Below are 20,332 nucleotides of genomic sequence, written 5' to 3'. Positions count from 1 at the left end.
AGCTAGGAGGAATAAATGTGGCATTTGGCACAATTGAAAAAGTATCGGGACCACTGGTCACCGCCTCAGGATTAAGTGGCGCAAAAATCCACGAAATCTGCAAAGTCAGTGACAAGGGCCTTATCGGTGAGATCATTGAGATCAAAAAAGGGCTGGTTTCGATCCAAGTATACGAAGAAACAGCGGGGATCGGACCAGGCGAGCCCGTAGAAACGACAGGCGCACCATTGTCTGTCGAACTAGCACCAGGTTTGTTGACTCAGATGTTTGATGGGATCCAACGACCATTAGATACATTTATGTCGCAAACAGAGAGTGATTTTTTGGAGCGGGGGGTCACCATCGATCCACTGAATCGCCAAAAGAAATGGACCTTCGTCCCACAAGTACAAGTCGGCGATACTGTACAAGCCGGTGATATTTTAGGTTCAGTACAAGAAACTTCGGTGATCGAGCATAAGATCATGGTGCCACCAAACTATGAAGGGACCGTCAAAGAAATCATGGTGGGAAATTTTGCGATTACTGAAGTGATCTGTGTTTTAGAAACCATCGATGGTGAAAAATCCTTGACGATGGTTCAGAAATGGCCAGTGCGTCAACCGCGGCCAGTTACTGCTAAATTAAATCCAGGCGAACCGCTAGTCACTGGACAGCGAGTCATCGACACCTATTTTCCAGTGGCAAAAGGCGGCTCAGCTGCTGTTCCTGGACCTTTTGGTGCTGGAAAAACAGTCGTTCAGCATCAGATCGCTAAATGGTCAGATGTGGATATCGTGGTCTATGTCGGTTGCGGTGAGCGGGGCAACGAAATGCGGGATGTCATGAACGAATTTCCTGAGTTGATCGATCCGAATACCGGCAAGTCGATCATGGAACGAACGGTATTGATCGCCAATACGTCGAATATGCCAGTTGCTGCTCGGGAAGCCTCGATCTATACAGGAATCACGATCGCGGAATATTACCGTGACATGGGCTATAGTGTTGCCATCATGGCAGACTCAACTTCTCGTTGGGCAGAAGCACTGCGGGAAATGAGTGGGCGCTTGCAAGAGATCCCAGGAGATGAAGGCTATCCGGCTTACCTTGGAAGTCGAATTGCGGAATACTATGAGCGAGCAGGGCGTTTCCATTCATTAGGCACGCAGCCTCGAGAAGGAAGCATTACCGCAATTGGTGCGGTTTCACCTGCTGGAGGAGACATCTCAGAACCGGTCACTCAAAATACCTTGCGAATCGTGAAAGTCTTTTGGGCATTGGATAGTATGTTGGCGCAAAAGCGGCATTTTCCATCCATCAACTGGATGAATTCCTATTCCCTTTATGAGGATCAAATCAATTCTTATTTGGATCAATTATTAGGTGATCGCTGGTCGGAGCTAGTCAATGAATCCATGGCGATTCTCCAAGAGGAAAGCCGATTAGAAGAAATCGTTCAGCTGGTAGGGATGGACTCTCTTTCCCAGAAAGACCGCTTGACGATGATGACTGCTCGTTCTTTAAGACAAGACTACTTGCAGCAAAACGCCTTCGATGACGTTGATACGTACACTTCCCGCAACAAGCAGTTCAAGATGCTGGAAAACATTCTCTACTTTAATGAACAAGCACAGCGTGCATTGCAGCTAGGTGCTTACTTAGATGAGATCACCAAAGGAACGGTTGATCTGCGTGAGCGCATCGCCCGCAGCAAATACATTCCTGAAGAAGAATTGACTCGCTTGGATACGATCAAGCATGACATCAAAGAAATGTTACAACGAATCATTGAAACTGGAGGTGTTCATTGATGTTAAAAGAATATCGTACAGTTTCCGAAATTGCTGGCCCCTTAATGGTGGTCGAAAATGTTCGAGGCGTGAAATTCGACGAACTCGTTGAGGTCCGCATGGACACAGGCGAGATCCGTCAAGGACAAGTACTGGAAGTCAGTGATGACAATGCTGTTGTCCAAGTCTTTGAAGGTACCAGTAATTTGAGTGCAGAAGAAAGCAAAGCAAGATTTCTAGGGACTGGTTTGACGCTAGGAGTTTCTCTAGATATGATGGGCCGGGTGTTTGACGGTTTAGGAAAACCAAAAGATAATGGCCCGAGAATCTTGCCAGAAAAACGCATCGATGTAAACGGTGAAGCCATCAATCCGATGGCGAGGGACTTCCCAGATGAATTTATCCAAACGGGGATCTCAACGATCGATCATTTAAATACATTAGTTCGTGGACAAAAACTACCAATTTTTTCTGCGTCTGGTTTGCCTCATAAAGAGATTGCTGCTCAAATCGCACGACAAGCAACAGTACCTAGCCAAGAAGGCAATTTCGCGATCGTCTTCGCAGCAATTGGGATCCCTTTTGAAGAAGCTGAATTTTTCGTGGATGAATTCCGCAAAACCGGTGCGTTAGATCGTTCTGTTTTGTTTATGAACCTTGCCAATGATCCAGCAATCGAACGGATCGCTACACCTAAGATGGCATTGACCGCAGCAGAGTATTTGGCTTTTGAAAAAGGCATGCACGTCTTAGTGATCATGACCGATATGACGAATTACTGTGAAGCGTTGCGAGAAATCTCCGCTGCCCGCCGAGAAGTTCCAGGACGTCGCGGCTATCCAGGGTATCTATACACCAATTTAGCGACGCTGTATGAACGGGCAGGACGTTTGATGGGCAAAGAAGGATCGGTCACACAAATACCGATCTTAACGATGCCAGATGGCGATAAAACCCACCCGATTCCTGATTTGACCGGCTATATCACGGAAGGACAAATTATTTTGTCGCGGGACCTTTACAAGCGTAATATCAACCCGCCAGTGGATATTTTACCAAGTCTTTCACGGTTGAAGGACAAAGGAACGGGAGAAGGTAAGACCCGTGCCGATCATGCGGCAACGATGAATCAAATCTATGCCGCCTATTCCGATGGGAAAGCTGCCAAAGAGCTATCGATCGTTTTAGGGGAGTCTGCCTTATCTGACCTTGATAAAAAGTACGCGCGCTTTGCTGATCTTTTTGAAAAAGAGTACGTCAATCAAGGATTTGAAACCAATCGGACGATTGAAGAAACGTTAGATTTAGGCTGGAAGCTATTAGCTACCTTGCCAAAACAAGAGTTGAGCCGTATCAAAGAAGAATTTATCGACGCCTATTACCCAACGGACGAGGATGTGAGTTCTTAATGGCGATCTTAAATGTCAATCCGACACGGATGGAACTAAGTCGTTTGAAAAAGCGGCTGACGACGGCAACCCGTGGTCACAAATTATTGAAAGACAAGCAAGATGAGCTAGTACGTCAGTTCATTCAGCTAGTAAAGAAAAACCAGGAACTTCGTAAAAAGATGGAGACCGCATTGCAAGCAGGAATGGAAGAGTATGTGCTGGCTTCTAGTAGTATTCCCGATGTCGTTTTGCAAGAAGCCTTTATGATCCCTTTGAATAAAGTGACCTTAGATGTGCAAAGCCGAACCATCATGAATATGGATGTGCCAGTGTTGAACCCTGTTTACGAAGAAGAAAGCTCGGATGATGATTTTTCCTACGGTTTTGTGAGTACCACCAGTGAGCTGGATCTCTCGTTGTCCCATCTGGATCAAATGCTACCAGTGATGCTGCAGTTGGCCGAGATCGAGAAAACCTGTCAACTGATGGCCAATGAGATCGAACGGACGAGACGAAGAGTCAATGCGTTAGAGTATATGACGATTCCCAAGCTGACAGAAACCATTCAATACATCGAAAGCAATCTGGCAGAAGACGAACGAGCAACATTGACTCGCTTGATGAAGGTAACGGACATCATTGCAGAAAATGAAGCGAAGTAAGGCTTTTGCAAGCAGTGTGATTACAGCAAAAGGCACGTAGAAAGGAGGATTCTTTCTACGTGCCTTTTTTGCTTGTTAAGAGCGTAAGAGCAGTTGGTCATCTTTCAACTCAGCACCACTATTTTGATGGAACATTTCCATCAATTCAGGGACCGTCAAATGCTGCTTTTGCTCACCGGCAATGTCTACGACGATCTTGCCTTGATGAAGCATGATCAGGCGATTGCCATAACGAATGGCATCTTCCATGTCATGAGTGACCATGAAAGCCGTCAACTGTTGGGACCGAATCAACTGATCGGTCAATGCCATGACCGTCAATGAGGTTTTAGGATCAAGGGCCGCGGTATGTTCATCTAATAAAATCAATTTAGGCTGCTGCAACGTTGCCATCAAGAGGGTGATGGCTTGCCGCTGTCCGCCTGATAGCAAACCGATCTCAGCAGAAAGGCGATTTTCTAAGCCTAAGTTTAAGCTGGCTAACTTCTCTTGGAAAAACGCGCGGTTTTTCGCTTTGACGCCTGTTGCAAATCCGCGGACTTGGCCGCGTTTGTAAGCCAATGCTAAATTTTCTTCAACGGTCAAACGAACCGCGGTCCCCATACGTGGATCTTGAAAGACCCGACTAATATCTTTTGACCGTTTGGTCACGGATAAACGGGTAATGTCTTTCCCATCTAAGGTGATTTTTCCTTGTTCTGTTGGGATCGTTCCTGCGATACTGTTTAAGAGGGTCGATTTTCCAGCACCATTCCCACCGATGATCGTAATAAAATCACCGGTATTCATTGTCAGGTCAATGCCTCGCAAGACATGGTTTTCATTGATCGTTCCTTTTTCAAAGGTTTGGTGTAGATTCTCGATTGTTAAGACTGAAGTCATTAGGATTGGCCTCCTTTGGTTTTTGGCAGCATCTTTTTAAGTCCTAGTTTTGAACGAAGCTGCGGTAAGGAGAGGCAGATGACTAAGACGATTGCAGATGCCAATTTGATATCGTTGGCCTCGACATTGAATTCGAATACGACGGCCAAGATAAAGCGATAAACGATTGCCCCGATCACGATGGTGATCAATCGCAAAAGCAAAGATTTATTGGCAAATAAAACTTCTGCAATAATGATCGATGCTAAACCGATCACGATCGTACCGATCCCTGAGTTCAAATCAGCGAAGCCATTGTTTTGGGCTAAGAGGGCACCAGAGAGGGCGATACAGCCATTAGAGATCATATAGCCGATAATCTTCATGTTATCAGTGTTGATGCCGTTGGCCTCGCTCATAGCTAAATTGTCGCCCGTCGCTCGCAATGCTAAGCCGATCTCTGTACGGAAAAAGAGGAACAAGCACAAAATGACGATTGCCGCGAAGAGAAAGCCTGCAAGAATCACGGCATTGTTTTTGGTCAGTCCCATGGCTTGAAATTGGGTGAAGACCGTGTCTTGCCCCAGCAAGGCGATGTTGGGAGCACCCATCACACGATTTGTGATGGAATACAGTCCAGTCATCGTGATGATCCCCGCCAATAAGGCAGGGATTTTTAGTTTTGTGTGCAGCAGACCAGATACTAAGCCGGCTACCATGCCGCCGCCAAAGCCCATCAGACTCGCTAAAATAGGCGAGATACCATTCGTAATACTGATTGCTGCGATCCCAGCGCCTAAGGGGAAACTCCCTTCTGCAGTTAAATCAGCGATATCTAAAATACGAAAGGTTAAAAATACACCAATCGCCAGCAATGCCCAAAGGATCCCTTGAGAGGTGGCAGATTGTAGTAAGAGCAAGAATGTGTCGACTAAATTCATATGATTTCCTCAAATCTAAGTTAGTATGGTTATTCTGGTGCAGTGATGCTGGCAGGATCAATCCCTAAAGCAGCAGCCATCTCTTCATTGACGACTAACTCTAAATTATCCGCTGTTTCAACGGGCGTCGTTGCTGGCTCTGCATCGCCATCCAAAATTTTCGCCGCTAGTTTCCCTGTTTGAATGCCAAGGGATTTATAATCAATACCGTAAGTTGCTAGGGCACCATCATCGACTTGTTCTACGGAACCAGCGACGATCGGTGTTTTGGTTTCTTTGGCCACTTCGCCGACGATTGCAGCAGCAGAGGCAAAGGTATTATCTGTTGGAACATAAATGCCGTCAACATCTTTTGCAAGGCTGGTGGTTACTTGTTGCACATCATTGGTTGTATTGGCGGTCAATACTTTTACATCAACGCCCGCAGCTTTTAAGGCTTCTTCTGCCAAGTCAGCTTGGATTTTTGAATTGGCTTCACCTGCGTTATACATAATGCCGATCGTTTTGGCATCAGGCACGATGCTTAACAGCAAGTTGATCTGTTGCTCAATCGGCACCATGTCTGAAGTACCGGTGATGTTGCGACCAGGTTCTTCATTTGAATCGGCCAATTTCGCTCCAACTAAGTCAGTGACTGCGGTAACTACGATTGGGGTATCGGTGGTTTCATTTGCTAAAGATACAGCAGCAGGAGTGGCAATGCCTAATAAAAGATCTGGTGAGGCATTCACTAGGCGTTCGCTCATACTTTTTAAATTGTCTTGACTGTTTTGCGCATTTTGGTATTCAATCGTTAGGTTTTCACCTTCCGTGTAGCCCGCTTCTGCTAAGCCTTCTTTGAACCCTTCATAGGCTGCATTCAAGGAGCCATGTTCGACCAATTGTAAGACACCGACTGTTTTTGTTCCGTCGTTTTCTTCCGAAGTGTTGCTTGATTCTCCGCAAGCTGCCAATGCCAGTAGTGAAGCTGTCAGTAACCCAGTCGTGATCCATTTTTTCATTTTCATTGTAATTCCTCCTATGATCGTCTCTTTTTTTATGGGGGTTTACCTGAACAAAAAAATCCATTCAGACAATCGTCTAAATGGATTCGATCCTATACCAAGCGTAAACGTATATTGGCAACCATTTAGAAGATTTTCTACATGGCTGCAAGTTCAAGTTAAAATGCTTTAGCCATCATAGATACAAACAAAACTCGTTTTTGGTTTGCATCCATAATGTGATATGAATACAAACTATCTAAAGTAGCTAAAGTAAAAGGTATTCAGTTGTGGGGATACGGTCGTGTTTAACATAAAAAGTTCCTCCAAACTTGAATTGATTTTAGTATAGACAAAAAAAAGCGGACTGTCAAATGTTTTTCCTGAATTATCTGAAAATTTTTGAATAACATGCAGAAAATGTTTGGAAAACAAGTTTCGTTTCAATCATTTTCAAAAAAAGAAAAAAACTTTGTTCCTTCAAGCTTTTTAGCTAAAAAAGAAGCAAAGTTTTTTTCAGGGTCATTCGTTTTCTTCTTTATAATAACGAATGGTATTTTTGATTTCACGAATACTATAAAGCAGATCATCTTCGAAGGATTGATCTTGATCGATATCGATCGTCTCATTGAACATCGCTTCGTATTCAGCGATCGTTAGCTTTTGACGGTCATCGAGCAACGCTTGGTGTGCCGCTTGCGCCAACTGTTTTTCATAGCCGGGTACCAACAAGCCGCTGAAAAATTCAGCAACCGCTCCTGATCCGTAGCTAAATAATCCGATTCGATCATTTGCTTGCAGGCTAGAGGAATTTTCCAATAAAGAGATCAAGCCCAGATACAGTGAACCAGTATACAAGTTACCGGTACGACGGCTGTAAACGATCGATTCTTCATAGCGAGCCATCAGGCGTTTTTGTTCTGTTTCATCTTCTTCGGCAAAAACAGCCAACAAGGCTTTTTTACCCATTTTTGTATAAGGGATATGGAAGCTCAAAGCCGCATAATCTTTTGCTGTCCGCTGATTTTTTTCGCAATGGGCTTGCCAAACTTGTTTGAAAGAATCGATATAAACGGCATTTGACAAATGACCATCTACCATTGGATATTGATGTCCTACTGGACGCCAAAAATCATAAATATCTTGCGTCAACATCAAATTATCATTTTCAAGCTGCAAAATTGCTGGATCCGCCGAGATCAACATAGCAACAGCGCCCACACCTTGAGTGGGCTCGCCACCAGAAGCTAAGCCATAACGGGCGATATCTGAAGCCACGACCAAAACTTTGCTTTGTGGATTGGCTTGTACATGGGCTTTGGCAAATTGTAAGCCCGCCGTTGCGCCGTAACACGCCTCTTTGATTTCAAAGGACCGTGCAAATGGTTGGATACCTAATAGGCGATGCAAAACCACTGCCGAAGCTTTTGATTCATCGATGCCAGATTCTGTTCCGACGATCACCATATCAATTGCTTGTAAATCTTCTTTCGTAAGGATATCTTTTGCCGCGTGCATGGCAAAGGTGACGATATCTTGTGTTTTTTTATTGACCGCCATTTGATCTTGACCGATCCCGATCGTAAATTTATTCGGGTCTACCTCTCGGGCGTGAGCTAGATCAACCATATCTATAAAATAGGGGGGGACAAAAAAATTTATTTTATCAATACCAACGTTCATTCCGTCGCTCCTTTATGTTCTACATACTTAGTAGGCTACACGTTCTAAGGTATCATATTTTTTGAAAAAAATGAAAAAGAATTGATTAGAATTTAAACTTTATTAAAGAAAGTAGAAAAGGGTGCGACAACCGAATGTGGGGTATTCTTTTTTGGAGGATTTAATGATATATTTCAAGAGGAGGTGACGTACGTGGAAGAAGTTGTCATTATCGACGCACTAAGAACGCCAATTGGCAAATACCATGGGTCATTAAAAGAATATACAGCGGTAGAATTAGGAACAGTCGCTGCAAAAGCCTTGTTGGCAAGAACCCAACAAGCAAAAGAACATATCGCACAAGTGATTATCGGAAATGTGCTACAAGCAGGCAGTGGTCAAAATCCAGGACGCCAAGTTTCCTTGCAAAGTGGGCTTTCCTCAGATATTCCAGCCTCAACGATCAACGAAGTATGTGGTTCGGGAATGAAAGCGATTCTAATGGGGATGGAGCAAATTCAATTGAACAAGGCATCCGTCGTATTGACTGGTGGGATTGAAAGTATGACGAATGCGCCGCTCTTTAGTTATTATAACAAGGCGGAAGATCAGTATTCAGCTCCGGTGTCAACAATGATGCATGACGGATTAACAGATGCATTCAGTAGCAAGCCAATGGGACTGACGGCTGAGACGGTAGCAGAAAGATACGGGATCACTCGCAAAGAGCAAGATGAGTTTGCCTACCACTCACAAATGAAAGCTGCCAAAGCGCAAGCAGCAAAGAAATTTGATCAAGAGATCGTGCCGTTGACTGAAAAATCAGGAACCGTTTTACAGGACGAAGGCATTCGCACCGCTACGACAGTCGAAAAATTAGCTGAATTAAAAACAGTTTTCAAAAAAGACGGTACGGTGACTGCTGGGAACGCCTCAACCATCAATGATGGGGCGGCCATGGTCTTGATCGCGTCAAAAAGCTATTGTGAAGAGCATCAGATTCCTTATCTGGCAGTGATCAAAGAGATCGTCGAAGTCGGTTTCGCCCCAGAGATCATGGGAATCTCACCAATCAAAGCAATCGATACGTTACTGAAAAAGCAAGCACTGACGATTGAAGATATCGGTATTTTTGAGATCAATGAAGCCTTTGCAGCTTCTTCGATCGTAGTAGAACGTGAACTTGGTTTGGATCCGAAGAAAGTCAACCGTTACGGCGGGGGCATTTCACTGGGACATGCCATTGGAGCGACTGGCGCGCGGATCGCAACGACCGTCGCTTATCAGCTAAAAGACACCCAAGAGCGCTATGGAATCGCCTCTTTGTGTGTCGGTGGCGGATTAGGGCTAGCGATGCTGTTAGAAAATCCTTCGGCGACAGCAAGTCAAACGAATTTTGATGAAGAGTCGGCATCAGAAAAAACAGAAAAAAAAAAGTTTTACGCCCTCGCGCCTAATGAACGATTAGCCTTTCTTGAAGCACAAGGAGCGATCACAGCAGCAGAATCCTTGGTTTTTCAAGAAATGACGCTAAACAAGGAAACTGCTAATCACTTGATCGAAAACCAAATCAGTGAAGTAGAGATCCCGTTAGGCGTAGGGCTGAACCTGCAGGTGAATGGCAAAGCATACAATGTCCCGTTAGCCACAGAAGAACCCTCGGTGATCGCAGCGATGAGCAATGGAGCAAAAATGGCTGGGCCCATTACAACGACCAGTCAAGAACGTTTGCTTCGAGGCCAGATCGTCTTTATGGATGTTCAGGATCCGGAAGCGATTTTGGCAAAAGTTGAATCCGAGCAAGCAACGATCTTTGCAGTGGCGAATGAGACGTATCCTTCCATCGTGAAACGCGGCGGTGGATTGCGAAGAGTGATCGGTCGGAACTTCTCGCCAGCAGAATCTGACTTAGCAACCGCTTATGTGTCGATCGATTTAATGGTTGATGTCAAAGATGCGATGGGCGCCAATATCATCAATTCGATTTTAGAAGGAGTGGCAGAGCTTTTTCGCAAATGGTTCCCAGAAGAAGAAATTCTCTTTAGTATTTTAAGCAATCTCGCTACGGAATCGTTAGTAACAGCCACTTGCTCGGTACCTTTTGACAAATTGAGCAAGACCGGAAATGGCAGACAAGTTGCCGGAAAAATTGTTCATGCAGCTGATTTTGCCAAGATCGATCCATATCGTGCCGCTACCCATAACAAAGGGATCATGAATGGGGTTGAAGCGCTGATTTTGGCTACCGGAAACGACACTCGCGCCGTTTCTGCCGCTTGTCATGGCTATGCTGCCCGTAATGGCCGCATGCAAGGGTTGACTTCCTGGACCATCATAGAAGACCGTTTGATTGGTAGTATCACACTGCCGTTGGCGATCGCCACAGTCGGGGGTGCCACAAAAATATTGCCAAAAGCCCAAGCTGCGTTGGCATTGACTGGTGTTGAAACGGCGAGTGAGTTAGCTTCGCTGGCGGCAAGTGTCGGGTTGGTTCAGAATCTGGCAGCGTTGCGAGCATTGGTTTCAGAAGGTATCCAGCAAGGCCATATGAGCATGCAAGCCCGTTCATTAGCTATTTCAGTTGGAGCAAAAGGAACCGAGATTGAACAGCTGGCAGCTAAGCTGCGAGCTGCGACTCAAATGAACCAAGAGCAAGCCCGTAAATTTTTAACCGAAATACGCAATTAAAAAAGGTTCTCTAGGCATTTGTCTAGAGAACCTTTTGTTTATCGTTTCGAAATCTCCGTGTGGGCATACGCCTCGATCAATGGAATGACTTCTAATTTTACTTTGTATTTGCGCTCTAGCGCAGTTTCGATGGTAAAAGTATCACTTTCTGTTTCAGAAATCGTTGCTAGAACACGATCTTCTTTCGGGGAAGCTTCGATCACGATCGTTTCTCCTGAAGATTGTTTGGCAGAAAATTTAGGGAATGCTGCGATTTTTTCAGCAAATGCTGAAAAAGTCATTGTGTTGTCAGCAGTATCAGCCATTGTTTCAGTTGCTTTTTCTACTTCTTTAGTTGATGCAGAGGTAGTCGGTGCAGCCGCTTCAGCTGGTGCTGATTCTTCCTTCACTTTCGCTGGTTCTTTTGCAGGAGCGGGTGCCGTACTTTCTTGCGGATTGGTCGGCAACCAGTAAGCAGCGATCTCATCGACTAAGTTATCGCTGAAACGATCAAGCAAACCAGCTTCTAAGCGTTGGATTCGTTTCACGACGATCTTGAAGTTCTCATCTAAAGGAACAGCGATTTTTTGTTCTTTTGGCGTTTCCTTCAACAATTCAATCAATAATTCCTCTTGGTTTTTAGGATTGATATACACAGTCGTCGGAAGGTCAAACTTATCTGCTGTTTTGCGCTCGATCGCTGTAAACAACTGTTGTCGAGCTGTTTCATAAGACGGGCGGAATTGTTGTTTCAATTTTGCTAATTGTTTCTTTTTCATAATCTTCTCCTCTCGATCACTATCGATTATAAGGAAAATTTGCAGAAAAGAACAGTGATTCTCATGAAAAAATACAAAAAAATTTATATACTTCCTGAAAAAACACCAACGCTGCTAAAAAAGCGGCGCTGGTGTTTCTACTAGATCATTGATTTGATGGTACTTGGGCATCAGGACCAAAAGGTCATTTTCTCCAGTTGCGACTAAGTAGTTTTCCCAAAGAAAAAAGCGTGGTTCCCCAGTAAGTTTCTCGGTCAGCATCTGCTGATAGTCGCTGGTCGTCCATTGACGTGCTGGAAAGTGTTGGACTTTGTCTGGCCAAACGAGAAAAACAAAATCAGCATGTAAGGCTTTTTGAACAGCAGGGGAGAGATGATTCAAATCAGTTTTTTTCATAGGCTTCTCCTTTATAGAGAGTGAAATTAAAACCCTGTCGTATCTGGATTGGTCGCTTTCCCAACCACACCATCTAATTGATCGATCGTTTTCATGTCCTCTTCAGATAGCTCAAAATCAAAGACGTGAATGTTTTCTTCGATCCGACTTGGTGTGACTGATTTTGGTAATGGCAAGAAACCATGTTGTAAAGACCAGCGTAATGCAACTTGAGCGATTGATTTTTGATGCTTTTCAGCTAATGCTTTCATTTCTGGTACATCAAAGATCTTCCCAGTACCTAATGGGCTGTATGCTTCAAGCAATACATCGTGTTCTTGGCAATAAGTCACGACTTCTTCTTGTAACTCGCCAGGTGCAAGGAAAATTTGATTGACCATTGGGAAGATAGTCGCTGTTTTTTTCAATTCTTCAAAATGATGTGGTAAGAAGTTGCTGACGCCGATCGCTTTGATTTTGCCTGCTTGATACAACTCTTCAAAAGCACGCCATGTTTCTGCGTTCGCTGTTTGCCAATTGTCGCGAAAAGCCACTGGATTTGGCCAATGGATCAAGAAAAGATCGATATAGTCTGTTTGTAATTTTTCTAAAGATTCTTCAAAAGAGGACATCACAAGATCATAAGAATGGTTCGCATTCCATAATTTTGTAGTCAAGAAAAGCTCTTCGCGGGGAATGCCGCTTTCTTTGATCGCTTGACCAACACTGGCTTCGTTTTTATAGCCTTGTGCTGTATCAATATGGCGGTAACCTACTTCTAGTGCTTTTTTGACTGATGCTACGGCAACGTCGCCGTCTGGTGTTTGCCATGTGCCAAAGCCTAGCTCAGGGATGGTCACATTGTTTGATAACGTATAGCTGTTCATGTTCATTCCTCCGTTTTCTGTGATACTTCTAGTTTAGCAGACGAGGCAGGAATTTCCAATGATTGCACCTTTTAAAAAGAAAGCGAATGTTGAAGGAAAATGCCGATTCGCTCTTGTCAGTTCGCCTATTTATTTTGTACACTAGACAAATGGATAAGGAGCGTAACCAATGGATATTTATTTGAAACATGCGATTTTACACATTGTGGACCGTCAAACAGGCGATCCAGTTTTTTCTCAAGTTGAACTTGATTTAACAACGGAATACATTCGTGATTATTTGACGAAGAAAATACAGAAACTTGCTACACCGCAAACCAAAACAGGTCGTTTACTCGAAACTTCAACGATCGCTCAATTGGTCAAACAAGCACCAGACGACTTTATCGCAGCCAGTGAAGCGATCGTGCAACGCTGGTATGAAGCGTACAAGGAAAGTGAAGATGCGCCAAGTGCGGATGCGTTTGTCGTCTTATATGAATTAGATACAAGAATGCAGCTGGCTTTTTTGAAGGTCAATTATCAAGATGGCTATACGCATTTTATTGATAATGGGGAGGCTGGGATCGAAAATAATTTGATTTTGCATCGTGCCTTACTAGCTGGTAAAACCCAAAAGGCAGATGAAGGGATCACGATCGATGTGGAGAGCTTAGACTTTGAACTGATTGAAAAGAAATATAGCTTTTCAGGTGAAAAATACGCCTACTTTTCAACAAAAGTCATTGATGCCGAACCGATCCCATCTTTAGAAGAAAATGTCAAAGTCATCAAAAAAGTAGCCGAAAAAATTGGTCAGAAATTTGAAACACCCACCTATAACGTTGTTGCCGATTTGAAAGAAGCGGTCTACGATACGATCGAAGAGTCTGGTCATATCGATGTGAGTGAAGTGGCGCAAAAAGTCTTTAAAGACAATATTACTGCTCAGCTTTCATTTCAAGAAGAAGTGGTTGAAAAAGGATTCGTCAATCAAGCACCGATGATGCGGGATGTTCGTGAGATCTCGGAGAAAAAATTTGGTAAGCAAAAACTAAAATTATCGAATGGAATCGAATTGATCGTTCCTTTGGATGTTTACCGAGATCCGAATTTGATCGAATTTATCAATAACCCCGATGGCACGATTTCCGTAACGATCAAAAATGTAGAAGAAGTGATTAATCGGATGTAACAAGAGCTGTTTCTAAGCAGACGATGGCAAAACAAGTACAAAAAAGCGGCTCTTTGTCAATAATGAAAATGGGGCTGAAGAATCAATTCTGATTCATCAGGCCCATAAATTATAGAGCACAAAAAGCAGGGCGTCCTCATTTAGAAAGAGGACGGCCTGCTTTTTTACAGACGCTTGCTTGATAGCAGCAATTATTGAGGGGTCAACTTTTCAAGAGCCGCTTGAGGAACGTCTTCTTCAGAAACTTCTTCCCAGCTTATAACGCCTTTGTTTGGATTGACCAATAGTTTCAAATAGGCGCCTTCTTTCAAAGGAGCGGAACGGTGTTCATTCATTTTGACCGTTTTGACGTCACCAGAGGCGCTGTAGGCTGTTTGTGTATAACGATAGATGTTTTCAACGACCCCCTCGTTACTGACTTCGGTATCGTGTTCCCCCGCATCGTTGATAACTGTATAGTAGTCACTTCCACCATAGTAATAGTCATAAGTAAGGAAGCAGCCGCCAAGAAAAATTGCTGTAAAAACCAGCGCTGCAATGATTTTCTTCACATTTCTCACCTCATCTTCTATTATTCATAAAAACCAGGCTTGCGTCCAATGGATCACAAAAAGCAAAGAAATTCTTAGGGATTAGCTGCCGAGACCTCTCGCTTGACTTTGACTAATTTTGACCTATAATAAAGGTAGATTTAAACTTACAAAAAATAAGTTAATCCTTATCTCTTTGGAAGCGTAAATCGCAAAAATATGATTCGAGTCAACCAACGACTCAACTTTCTCTAGGAGGGAAACAATATGGCAAAACAACATTATGATCGTAGCAAACCCCATGTCAACATCGGAACGATTGGACACGTCGACCATGGGAAAACCACCTTGACTGCTGCAATTACGACAGTTCTTGGGAAAAAAGGGCTTGCCAATCCGCAAGATTACGCAAGTATCGACGCGGCTCCTGAGGAACGCGAACGTGGTATCACAATCAATACTGCTCATGTGGAATATGAAACGGAAAAACGGCACTATGCCCATATCGATGCACCGGGACACGCGGATTATGTGAAAAATATGATTACAGGGGCTGCTCAAATGGACGGCGCAATCTTGGTCGTATCAGCGACAGATGGCCCAATGCCACAAACACGGGAGCATATTTTGCTTTCTCGTCAAGTGGGTGTGAAACATTTGATCGTCTTTTTGAATAAGACGGACCTTGTCGATGATGACGAGTTGATCGATTTAGTTGAAATGGAAGTCAGAGAATTGCTGACTGAATATGATTTTCCTGGCGACGACATTCCTGTGATCAAGGGCTCTGCGTTAAAAGCTTTGGAAGGGGACCCAGATGCTGAAGCAGCGATCTTAACGCTGATGGATACAGTAGATGAATATATCCCAACGCCTGAACGAGATACTGACAAACCATTGTTGTTACCGATCGAAGATGTCTTTTCGATCACAGGACGGGGAACCGTTGCTTCTGGTCGGATCGATCGCGGCATGGTAAAAGTCGGGGATGAAGTAGAAATCGTCGGAATCAAACCTGAAACACAAAAAGCAGTCGTGACAGGGGTAGAAATGTTCCGCAAAACGATGGACTTCGGAGAAGCTGGCGATAACGTAGGGGTATTGTTACGGGGCATCACCCGTGATGAAATTGAACGTGGCCAAGTGTTAGCAAAACCAGGTTCTATCACACCGCATACGAAATTCCAAGCGGAAGTCTATGTGTTGACAAAAGAAGAAGGCGGTCGCCATACCCCATTCTTTAATAACTATCGCCCACAATTTTACTTCCGTACAACGGACGTAACTGGGAATATCGTTTTACCAGAAGGAACGGAAATGGTGATGCCTGGTGACAACGTAACGATCGATGTGGAATTGATCCATCCGATCGCTGTAGAAAATGGAACGACCTTCTCGATTCGTGAAGGTGGACGAACAGTCGGTTCTGGTATTGTTACCACGATCGAAAAATAATGATGAGTGAAACAGTGCTTCCTTTTGAAGAAGCGCTGTTTCCTTTTTCTTGTCGAAAGATCGCCAATCCCTCGGTCAGCTTAGGATTGCTTGTTTTTTTCTAAATAATCTTGTGATTTTATTAAGGATTTTTTAGGAGAGAAAAAATTCTAGTCAGCCCGTCCATTTCATAGTACGATAGATTCTGACTTAGAAAAGATGGGATGTATTTGATGAGAAAAATTCGACGTTTCCTAGGATTTATACTGAAGCTGGCCCTCGTGCTGCTACTGATCGGGGCAGGGGTTTGGGTCTATCGAAACTACACGGCATTGAAAGCTGTCTATGCGTATGAAGAAGCAATCGCGCAACAGACGCAAGCCCACGACATCTCTGAATATCAGTCATTAGCCATGAGCATCATGCTGACGGAGTCAAAAGGACAAGGCAACGACCCGATGCAAAGTTCTGAAAGTGTTTATGGAAAACAAAATCAGTTCGATACGCCAGAACAAAGCATCGAACAAGGTGTTTCCTATTTAGCTGAGTTGATTGAAAAAGCCGAGCAAATGAACTGTGATCTTTGGACCGCCGTACAGGCGTATAATTTTGGTACAGATTATATTGATTATGTCGCTGCCCGAGGGGGAGTGAACACCTTAGAGTTAGCAGAAACATATTCCAGAGAGGTTTTATCTCCATTGTTAGGCAATGATACGGAACAAACCTATCGTTACTGGGGCATCCAATCCGTTTTTTATAATGGTGGTCACCTGTATCATAACGGCGGCAATTTATTCTACGCTGATTTAATAAAAATGAATCAATGGAAGATCAATGTTACGGCGCGTTTCTTTTCATAAGCGTTGTAAAATAACTGAAACAAAAAAGCTTGAAATACAAATAAAATATGGTAAAATCATTATGAGTGATTCTGTCTAATTATTCTTCGCACTGATATCTATTAGTGCGTTTTTTTACCTAGTAAACCGATGAATACTTACCAAATGGAGGTGAGTGGATGGCACGAATTCCTCAAACAGTCATTGACGACATTCGCGAACGTAGCAATATCGTCGATATCGTGGGACAGTACGTCCAGTTAAAGAAGTCTGGAAAAAATTATTTTGGTTTGTGTCCGTTCCATAATGAAAAATCACCTTCTTTTTCCGTTGCAGAGGACAAACAAATTTTTCATTGCTTTGGTTGTGGTCGTGGTGGAAATGTGTATGGTTTCTTGCAGGAGCTTGAAGGGATCAGTTTTCCAGAAGCAGTCGTCAAAGTAGCAGAAATGAATGATATTCCTCTTGATCCGCAATATCAGCAGTCTGAAGGCATCAATGAAGCGACCTCACAAACGAGTCAATTGATTGCGTTACATGAAAAAGCCGCCGAAGTCTATCATCACATGTTGGTGAATACGGCTGCTGGACAAGAAGCGCTTGATTATTTATTAGATCGTGGATTGACGATGGCACTGATCGAAGAGTTCAATATTGGCTTTGCACCGAATGAACGCTCGTTTTTGGAGAAAGTTTTTTTGAATGAAAAAGCCAAAGCAGAGTTTTTTCCTGATACAGGACTCTTTGTTCAGCGCAACGATGGCTCACTGGCGGATCGCTTTTACCAGCGAATCATGTTTCCGATCCGCAATCCTCAGGGGAAAACGATTGGTTTTTCTGGTCGGTGGTTAGCAAGCGAAAAAGTCGGTGATCAAGACCAACCAAAATATTTAAATAGTCCTGAAACGATTCTTTTCAATAAACGCGAGGTTCTTTTCAACTTTGACAAAGCGCGACGAGCGATGCGTAAAGATGGCCAAGTGTATTTATTTGAAGGATTTATGGACGTGATCGCCGCTTGGCAAGCAGGGATCGAAAATGGGATCGCCTCGATGGGGACCAGCCTGACCAATCAGCAGATCGCTCACATCGAGCGAGTGGCACAAGAAGTGATTCTTTGTTACGATGGAGATAGTGCAGGGGTTGAAGCCACGAACCGTGGGATCGATCTTTTGCAAAACAATAGCCGCTTGAAACTATCTGTGGTTCGAGTGCCGGAACGGATGGACCCAGATGACTATTTGCGCAAATATGGGACAGAAGCTTTTTATAAATTAGCTGTACATGGGAAAGAAACCGTCTTTGCTTTCAAAATGGATTACCATCGAGCAAATCGAAATTTGGCCAATGAGAAAGAGCAGCTAGATTATGTCCAAGTCGTTTTAAAGGAATTACAGCGGGTGGATTCTTTGCTGGAGCAAGACCGTTATTTGACTCAGTTGTCCACAGAGTTCAACTTGAGCCGTGAGACCTTGCAGCAGCAGCTCAAGCAAAACCGGCAAGAGCAGCAGCCGCGGCAAGATGCACCGCCGCCAGCGCCAACAACCAATAATCCTATGGTCTTTACGCCGCCAACGCGGCAGCAGCCCAAAACACAGGTAGAAAAAGCACAAGAATTATTATTGTACCGTTTGTTTCATGACAGTACGTTAAACCATCGCTTTCGAGCGAGTGGCATATCCTTTATCCATGATCGTTACCAACAGCTTTATCTGCTGTTTGATGCGTATATGGAAACAGAAGAACACTTTGTTTTAGCAAAGTTCTTAGATTTTTTAAAAGAAGATTCAATGAAAAAAATGGTGATCGATATTGCAGATCTTAAAGCTTCTGAGGAAGGGACTGAACAAGAATTTCAGGACATTCTGCAGGTATTTCAAAAGTCGGGCATTGCTGAAGAAATCAATCAAAAACGAATCCAGCAGCAAGAAGCAAGACAAAAAGGAAACCAGCAATTAGAACTTGAACTTGCGATCGAAATCATTGATTTGACCAAACGGTTGAAACAAGCTAAATAGCGAACTGAAAGGGGCTTTCTTTCATGGCAGAAGAAACAAAAAAAACGTATGACAAAGCAGTTGCCGAATACATCCGAGAAAACAAAACAAAGGGGCAAGTTGTTTACGATGACATTACGAATCGTTTAGCAACGCCGTATACTTTGGATGCTGATGCAATGGACAAATTAATTCAAAAACTGGAGGATTCAGGCATCAGTGTCGTGGATGAAAATGGAGAGCCTTCAGTCCATAGTCTAAAGAGCAATGAAAAACGACAAGAAACACAACCTCAAGAAGATCTGTCTGCACCAACTGGTGTGAAAATCAATGACCCCGTTCGGATGTACTTGAAAGAAATCGGTCGTGTGCCGTTATTGACCGCAGAAGAAGAAGTGGCTCTCGCACTGAAAATCGAAGAAGGCGATCAAGAGGCAAAACAGCGTTTGGCAGAAGCCAACCTACGTTTGGTCGTTAGTATTGCCAAACGTTATGTGGGTCGAGGAATGCAATTCCTTGATTTGATCCAAGAAGGAAACATGGGCTTGATGAAAGCCGTTGAGAAATTCGACTACCGCAAAGGGTTCAAATTCTCGACGTATGCGACCTGGTGGATCCGTCAAGCGATCACCCGTGCGATCGCTGACCAAGCGCGAACCATTCGTATTCCTGTGCATATGGTGGAAACCATCAACAAATTGATCCGTATTCAACGGCAATTGCTGCAAGACTTAGGGCGCGAACCGACACCAGAAGAAATCGGCGCAGAAATGGATCTGCCGACGGAAAAAGTTCGTGAAATCTTGAAGATCGCTCAAGAACCTGTTTCATTAGAAACACCGATCGGTGAAGAAGACGATTCTCATCTAGGTGATTTTATTGAAGACCAAGATGCCACAAGTCCAGCAGAGCATGCGGCTTATGAGCTGTTGAAAGAGCAGCTAGAAGATGTACTGGATACGTTGACTGACCGTGAAGAAAACGTGCTGCGCTTGCGTTTCGGAATCGATGATGGTCGTACTCGGACATTAGAAGAAGTCGGCAAAGTCTTTGGGGTAACGAGAGAACGGATTCGTCAGATCGAAGCAAAAGCATTACGGAAACTACGCCATCCATCTCGTTCAAAACAATTGAAAGATTTCTTAGAATAATCAAGGTTTATCGACTTTCCAAAGGAACCCTTTGGAAAGTCTTTTTTATTCAGATTCTGTCCTCTCGACACAAGATTGGTAAAGAACTTAATAAAAACGTAACCAAGCAAGTGTTGGCTAATTGCCAAGAATGTGATAAATTTAATTTTGTGCATCTGCATCAAAACGTAACAAACAACGAAGTGTCAAAAAAGACCCATTATTTGCTGGTCTAAAAAAAGAAG

Annotated in this window: 17 protein-coding genes; 9 read left to right on the top strand and 8 right to left on the bottom strand. The window is 43.7% G+C overall.

Features of this window, described 5'->3' with window-relative positions; all coding sequences use genetic code 11:
- Positions 1-17: 17 nt before the first annotated feature.
- Genes IGI72_RS12150 through IGI72_RS12140 form a run of 3 tightly spaced genes read left to right on the top strand, consistent with a single transcriptional unit; the run spans position 18 to position 3,825 of the window.
- Positions 18-1,793 (top strand): V-type ATP synthase subunit A, encoded by a 1,776-nt coding sequence (locus tag IGI72_RS12150; protein WP_010749209.1) that lies wholly within the window; start codon positions 18-20, stop codon positions 1,791-1,793.
- The gene (locus IGI72_RS12145) at positions 1,793-3,181 is read left to right on the top strand and encodes a V-type ATP synthase subunit B (protein WP_005237151.1); all 1,389 of its coding nucleotides are present in this window, start codon (positions 1,793-1,795) and stop codon (positions 3,179-3,181) included. Before IGI72_RS12150 ends, IGI72_RS12145 begins: the two co-directional genes overlap by 1 nt.
- On the top strand, positions 3,181-3,825 hold the full coding sequence (locus IGI72_RS12140; RefSeq protein WP_005229243.1) for a V-type ATP synthase subunit D: 645 nt from the start codon (positions 3,181-3,183) through the stop codon (positions 3,823-3,825). Before IGI72_RS12145 ends, IGI72_RS12140 begins: the two co-directional genes overlap by 1 nt.
- Before the next feature lie 75 nt (positions 3,826-3,900).
- Here the strand turns inward: IGI72_RS12140 and IGI72_RS12135 are convergent, their stop codons facing one another.
- From IGI72_RS12135 to IGI72_RS12120, 4 genes are all read right to left on the bottom strand, one after another.
- On the bottom strand, positions 3,901-4,707 hold the full coding sequence (locus IGI72_RS12135) for an ABC transporter ATP-binding protein (protein ID WP_015510090.1): 807 nt from the start codon (positions 4,705-4,707) through the stop codon (positions 3,901-3,903).
- Complete coding sequence (locus tag IGI72_RS12130) at positions 4,707-5,627, bottom strand: ABC transporter permease (protein ID WP_015510089.1); 921 nt, start codon at positions 5,625-5,627, stop codon at positions 4,707-4,709. Before IGI72_RS12130 ends, IGI72_RS12135 begins: the two co-directional genes overlap by 1 nt.
- A 29-nt stretch (positions 5,628-5,656) precedes the next feature.
- Complete coding sequence (locus IGI72_RS12125) at positions 5,657-6,634, bottom strand: ABC transporter substrate-binding protein (protein WP_010749214.1); 978 nt, start codon at positions 6,632-6,634, stop codon at positions 5,657-5,659.
- A 498-nt stretch (positions 6,635-7,132) separates the two neighbouring features.
- Positions 7,133-8,293 (bottom strand): hydroxymethylglutaryl-CoA synthase, encoded by a 1,161-nt coding sequence (locus tag IGI72_RS12120; RefSeq protein WP_074536687.1) that lies wholly within the window; start codon positions 8,291-8,293, stop codon positions 7,133-7,135.
- Between the two features lie 192 nt (positions 8,294-8,485).
- On the opposite strand from IGI72_RS12120, the gene IGI72_RS12115 reads away from it, so the two are divergent.
- Complete coding sequence (locus IGI72_RS12115) at positions 8,486-10,960, top strand: hydroxymethylglutaryl-CoA reductase, degradative (protein ID WP_438754341.1); 2,475 nt, start codon at positions 8,486-8,488, stop codon at positions 10,958-10,960.
- A 38-nt stretch (positions 10,961-10,998) separates the two neighbouring features.
- Here IGI72_RS12115 and IGI72_RS12110 read toward each other — a convergent pair whose 3' ends face one another.
- The 3 genes from IGI72_RS12110 to IGI72_RS12100 all read right to left on the bottom strand — a co-directional run bounded on the left by IGI72_RS12110 (position 10,999) and on the right by IGI72_RS12100 (position 12,986).
- The gene (locus IGI72_RS12110; RefSeq protein ID WP_438754339.1) at positions 10,999-11,718 is read right to left on the bottom strand and encodes a hypothetical protein; all 720 of its coding nucleotides are present in this window, start codon (positions 11,716-11,718) and stop codon (positions 10,999-11,001) included.
- A gap of 114 nt (positions 11,719-11,832) precedes the next feature.
- The gene (locus IGI72_RS12105; RefSeq protein ID WP_015510084.1) at positions 11,833-12,114 is read right to left on the bottom strand and encodes a hypothetical protein; all 282 of its coding nucleotides are present in this window, start codon (positions 12,112-12,114) and stop codon (positions 11,833-11,835) included.
- A gap of 26 nt (positions 12,115-12,140) precedes the next feature.
- On the bottom strand, positions 12,141-12,986 hold the full coding sequence (locus tag IGI72_RS12100; RefSeq protein ID WP_005229282.1) for an aldo/keto reductase: 846 nt from the start codon (positions 12,984-12,986) through the stop codon (positions 12,141-12,143).
- A gap of 163 nt (positions 12,987-13,149) precedes the next feature.
- Here IGI72_RS12100 and IGI72_RS12095 point away from each other — a divergent pair, with 163 nt between their 5' ends.
- Complete coding sequence (locus IGI72_RS12095) at positions 13,150-14,154, top strand: nucleoid-associated protein (protein ID WP_005229284.1); 1,005 nt, start codon at positions 13,150-13,152, stop codon at positions 14,152-14,154.
- A 191-nt stretch (positions 14,155-14,345) separates the two neighbouring features.
- Here IGI72_RS12095 and IGI72_RS12090 read toward each other — a convergent pair whose 3' ends face one another.
- Positions 14,346-14,705, bottom strand: a complete 360-nt coding sequence (locus IGI72_RS12090) for a YxeA family protein (RefSeq protein WP_438754337.1) — start codon at positions 14,703-14,705, stop codon at positions 14,346-14,348.
- A 246-nt stretch (positions 14,706-14,951) separates the two neighbouring features.
- Here IGI72_RS12090 and tuf point away from each other — a divergent pair, with 246 nt between their 5' ends.
- The 4 genes from tuf (at position 14,952) to rpoD (ending at position 20,108) form a co-directional block, all read left to right on the top strand.
- Complete coding sequence (gene tuf, locus IGI72_RS12085; protein ID WP_005229289.1) at positions 14,952-16,139, top strand: elongation factor Tu; 1,188 nt, start codon at positions 14,952-14,954, stop codon at positions 16,137-16,139.
- A 212-nt stretch (positions 16,140-16,351) separates the two neighbouring features.
- Positions 16,352-16,981: a lysozyme family protein gene (locus IGI72_RS12080; RefSeq protein ID WP_005229291.1), complete on the top strand. Its 630-nt coding sequence runs from the start codon at positions 16,352-16,354 to the stop codon at positions 16,979-16,981.
- A 158-nt stretch (positions 16,982-17,139) separates the two neighbouring features.
- Positions 17,140-18,978, top strand: coding sequence for a DNA primase (gene dnaG / locus IGI72_RS12075; RefSeq protein WP_015510081.1), 1,839 nt, complete (start codon positions 17,140-17,142; stop codon positions 18,976-18,978).
- 23 nt (positions 18,979-19,001) lie between these two features.
- The gene (rpoD, locus tag IGI72_RS12070; protein WP_005229298.1) at positions 19,002-20,108 is read left to right on the top strand and encodes an RNA polymerase sigma factor RpoD; all 1,107 of its coding nucleotides are present in this window, start codon (positions 19,002-19,004) and stop codon (positions 20,106-20,108) included.
- The last annotated feature ends 224 nt before the right edge of the window (positions 20,109-20,332 follow it).

The sequence above is a fragment of the Enterococcus sp. DIV1059_2 genome, from assembly GCF_051713685.1.
Taxonomy (GTDB): domain Bacteria; phylum Bacillota; class Bacilli; order Lactobacillales; family Enterococcaceae; genus Enterococcus_D; species Enterococcus_D casseliflavus.
The sequence above is the reverse complement of the archived record's forward strand: the minus strand, read 5'-3'. Positions and strand labels throughout refer to the sequence as shown.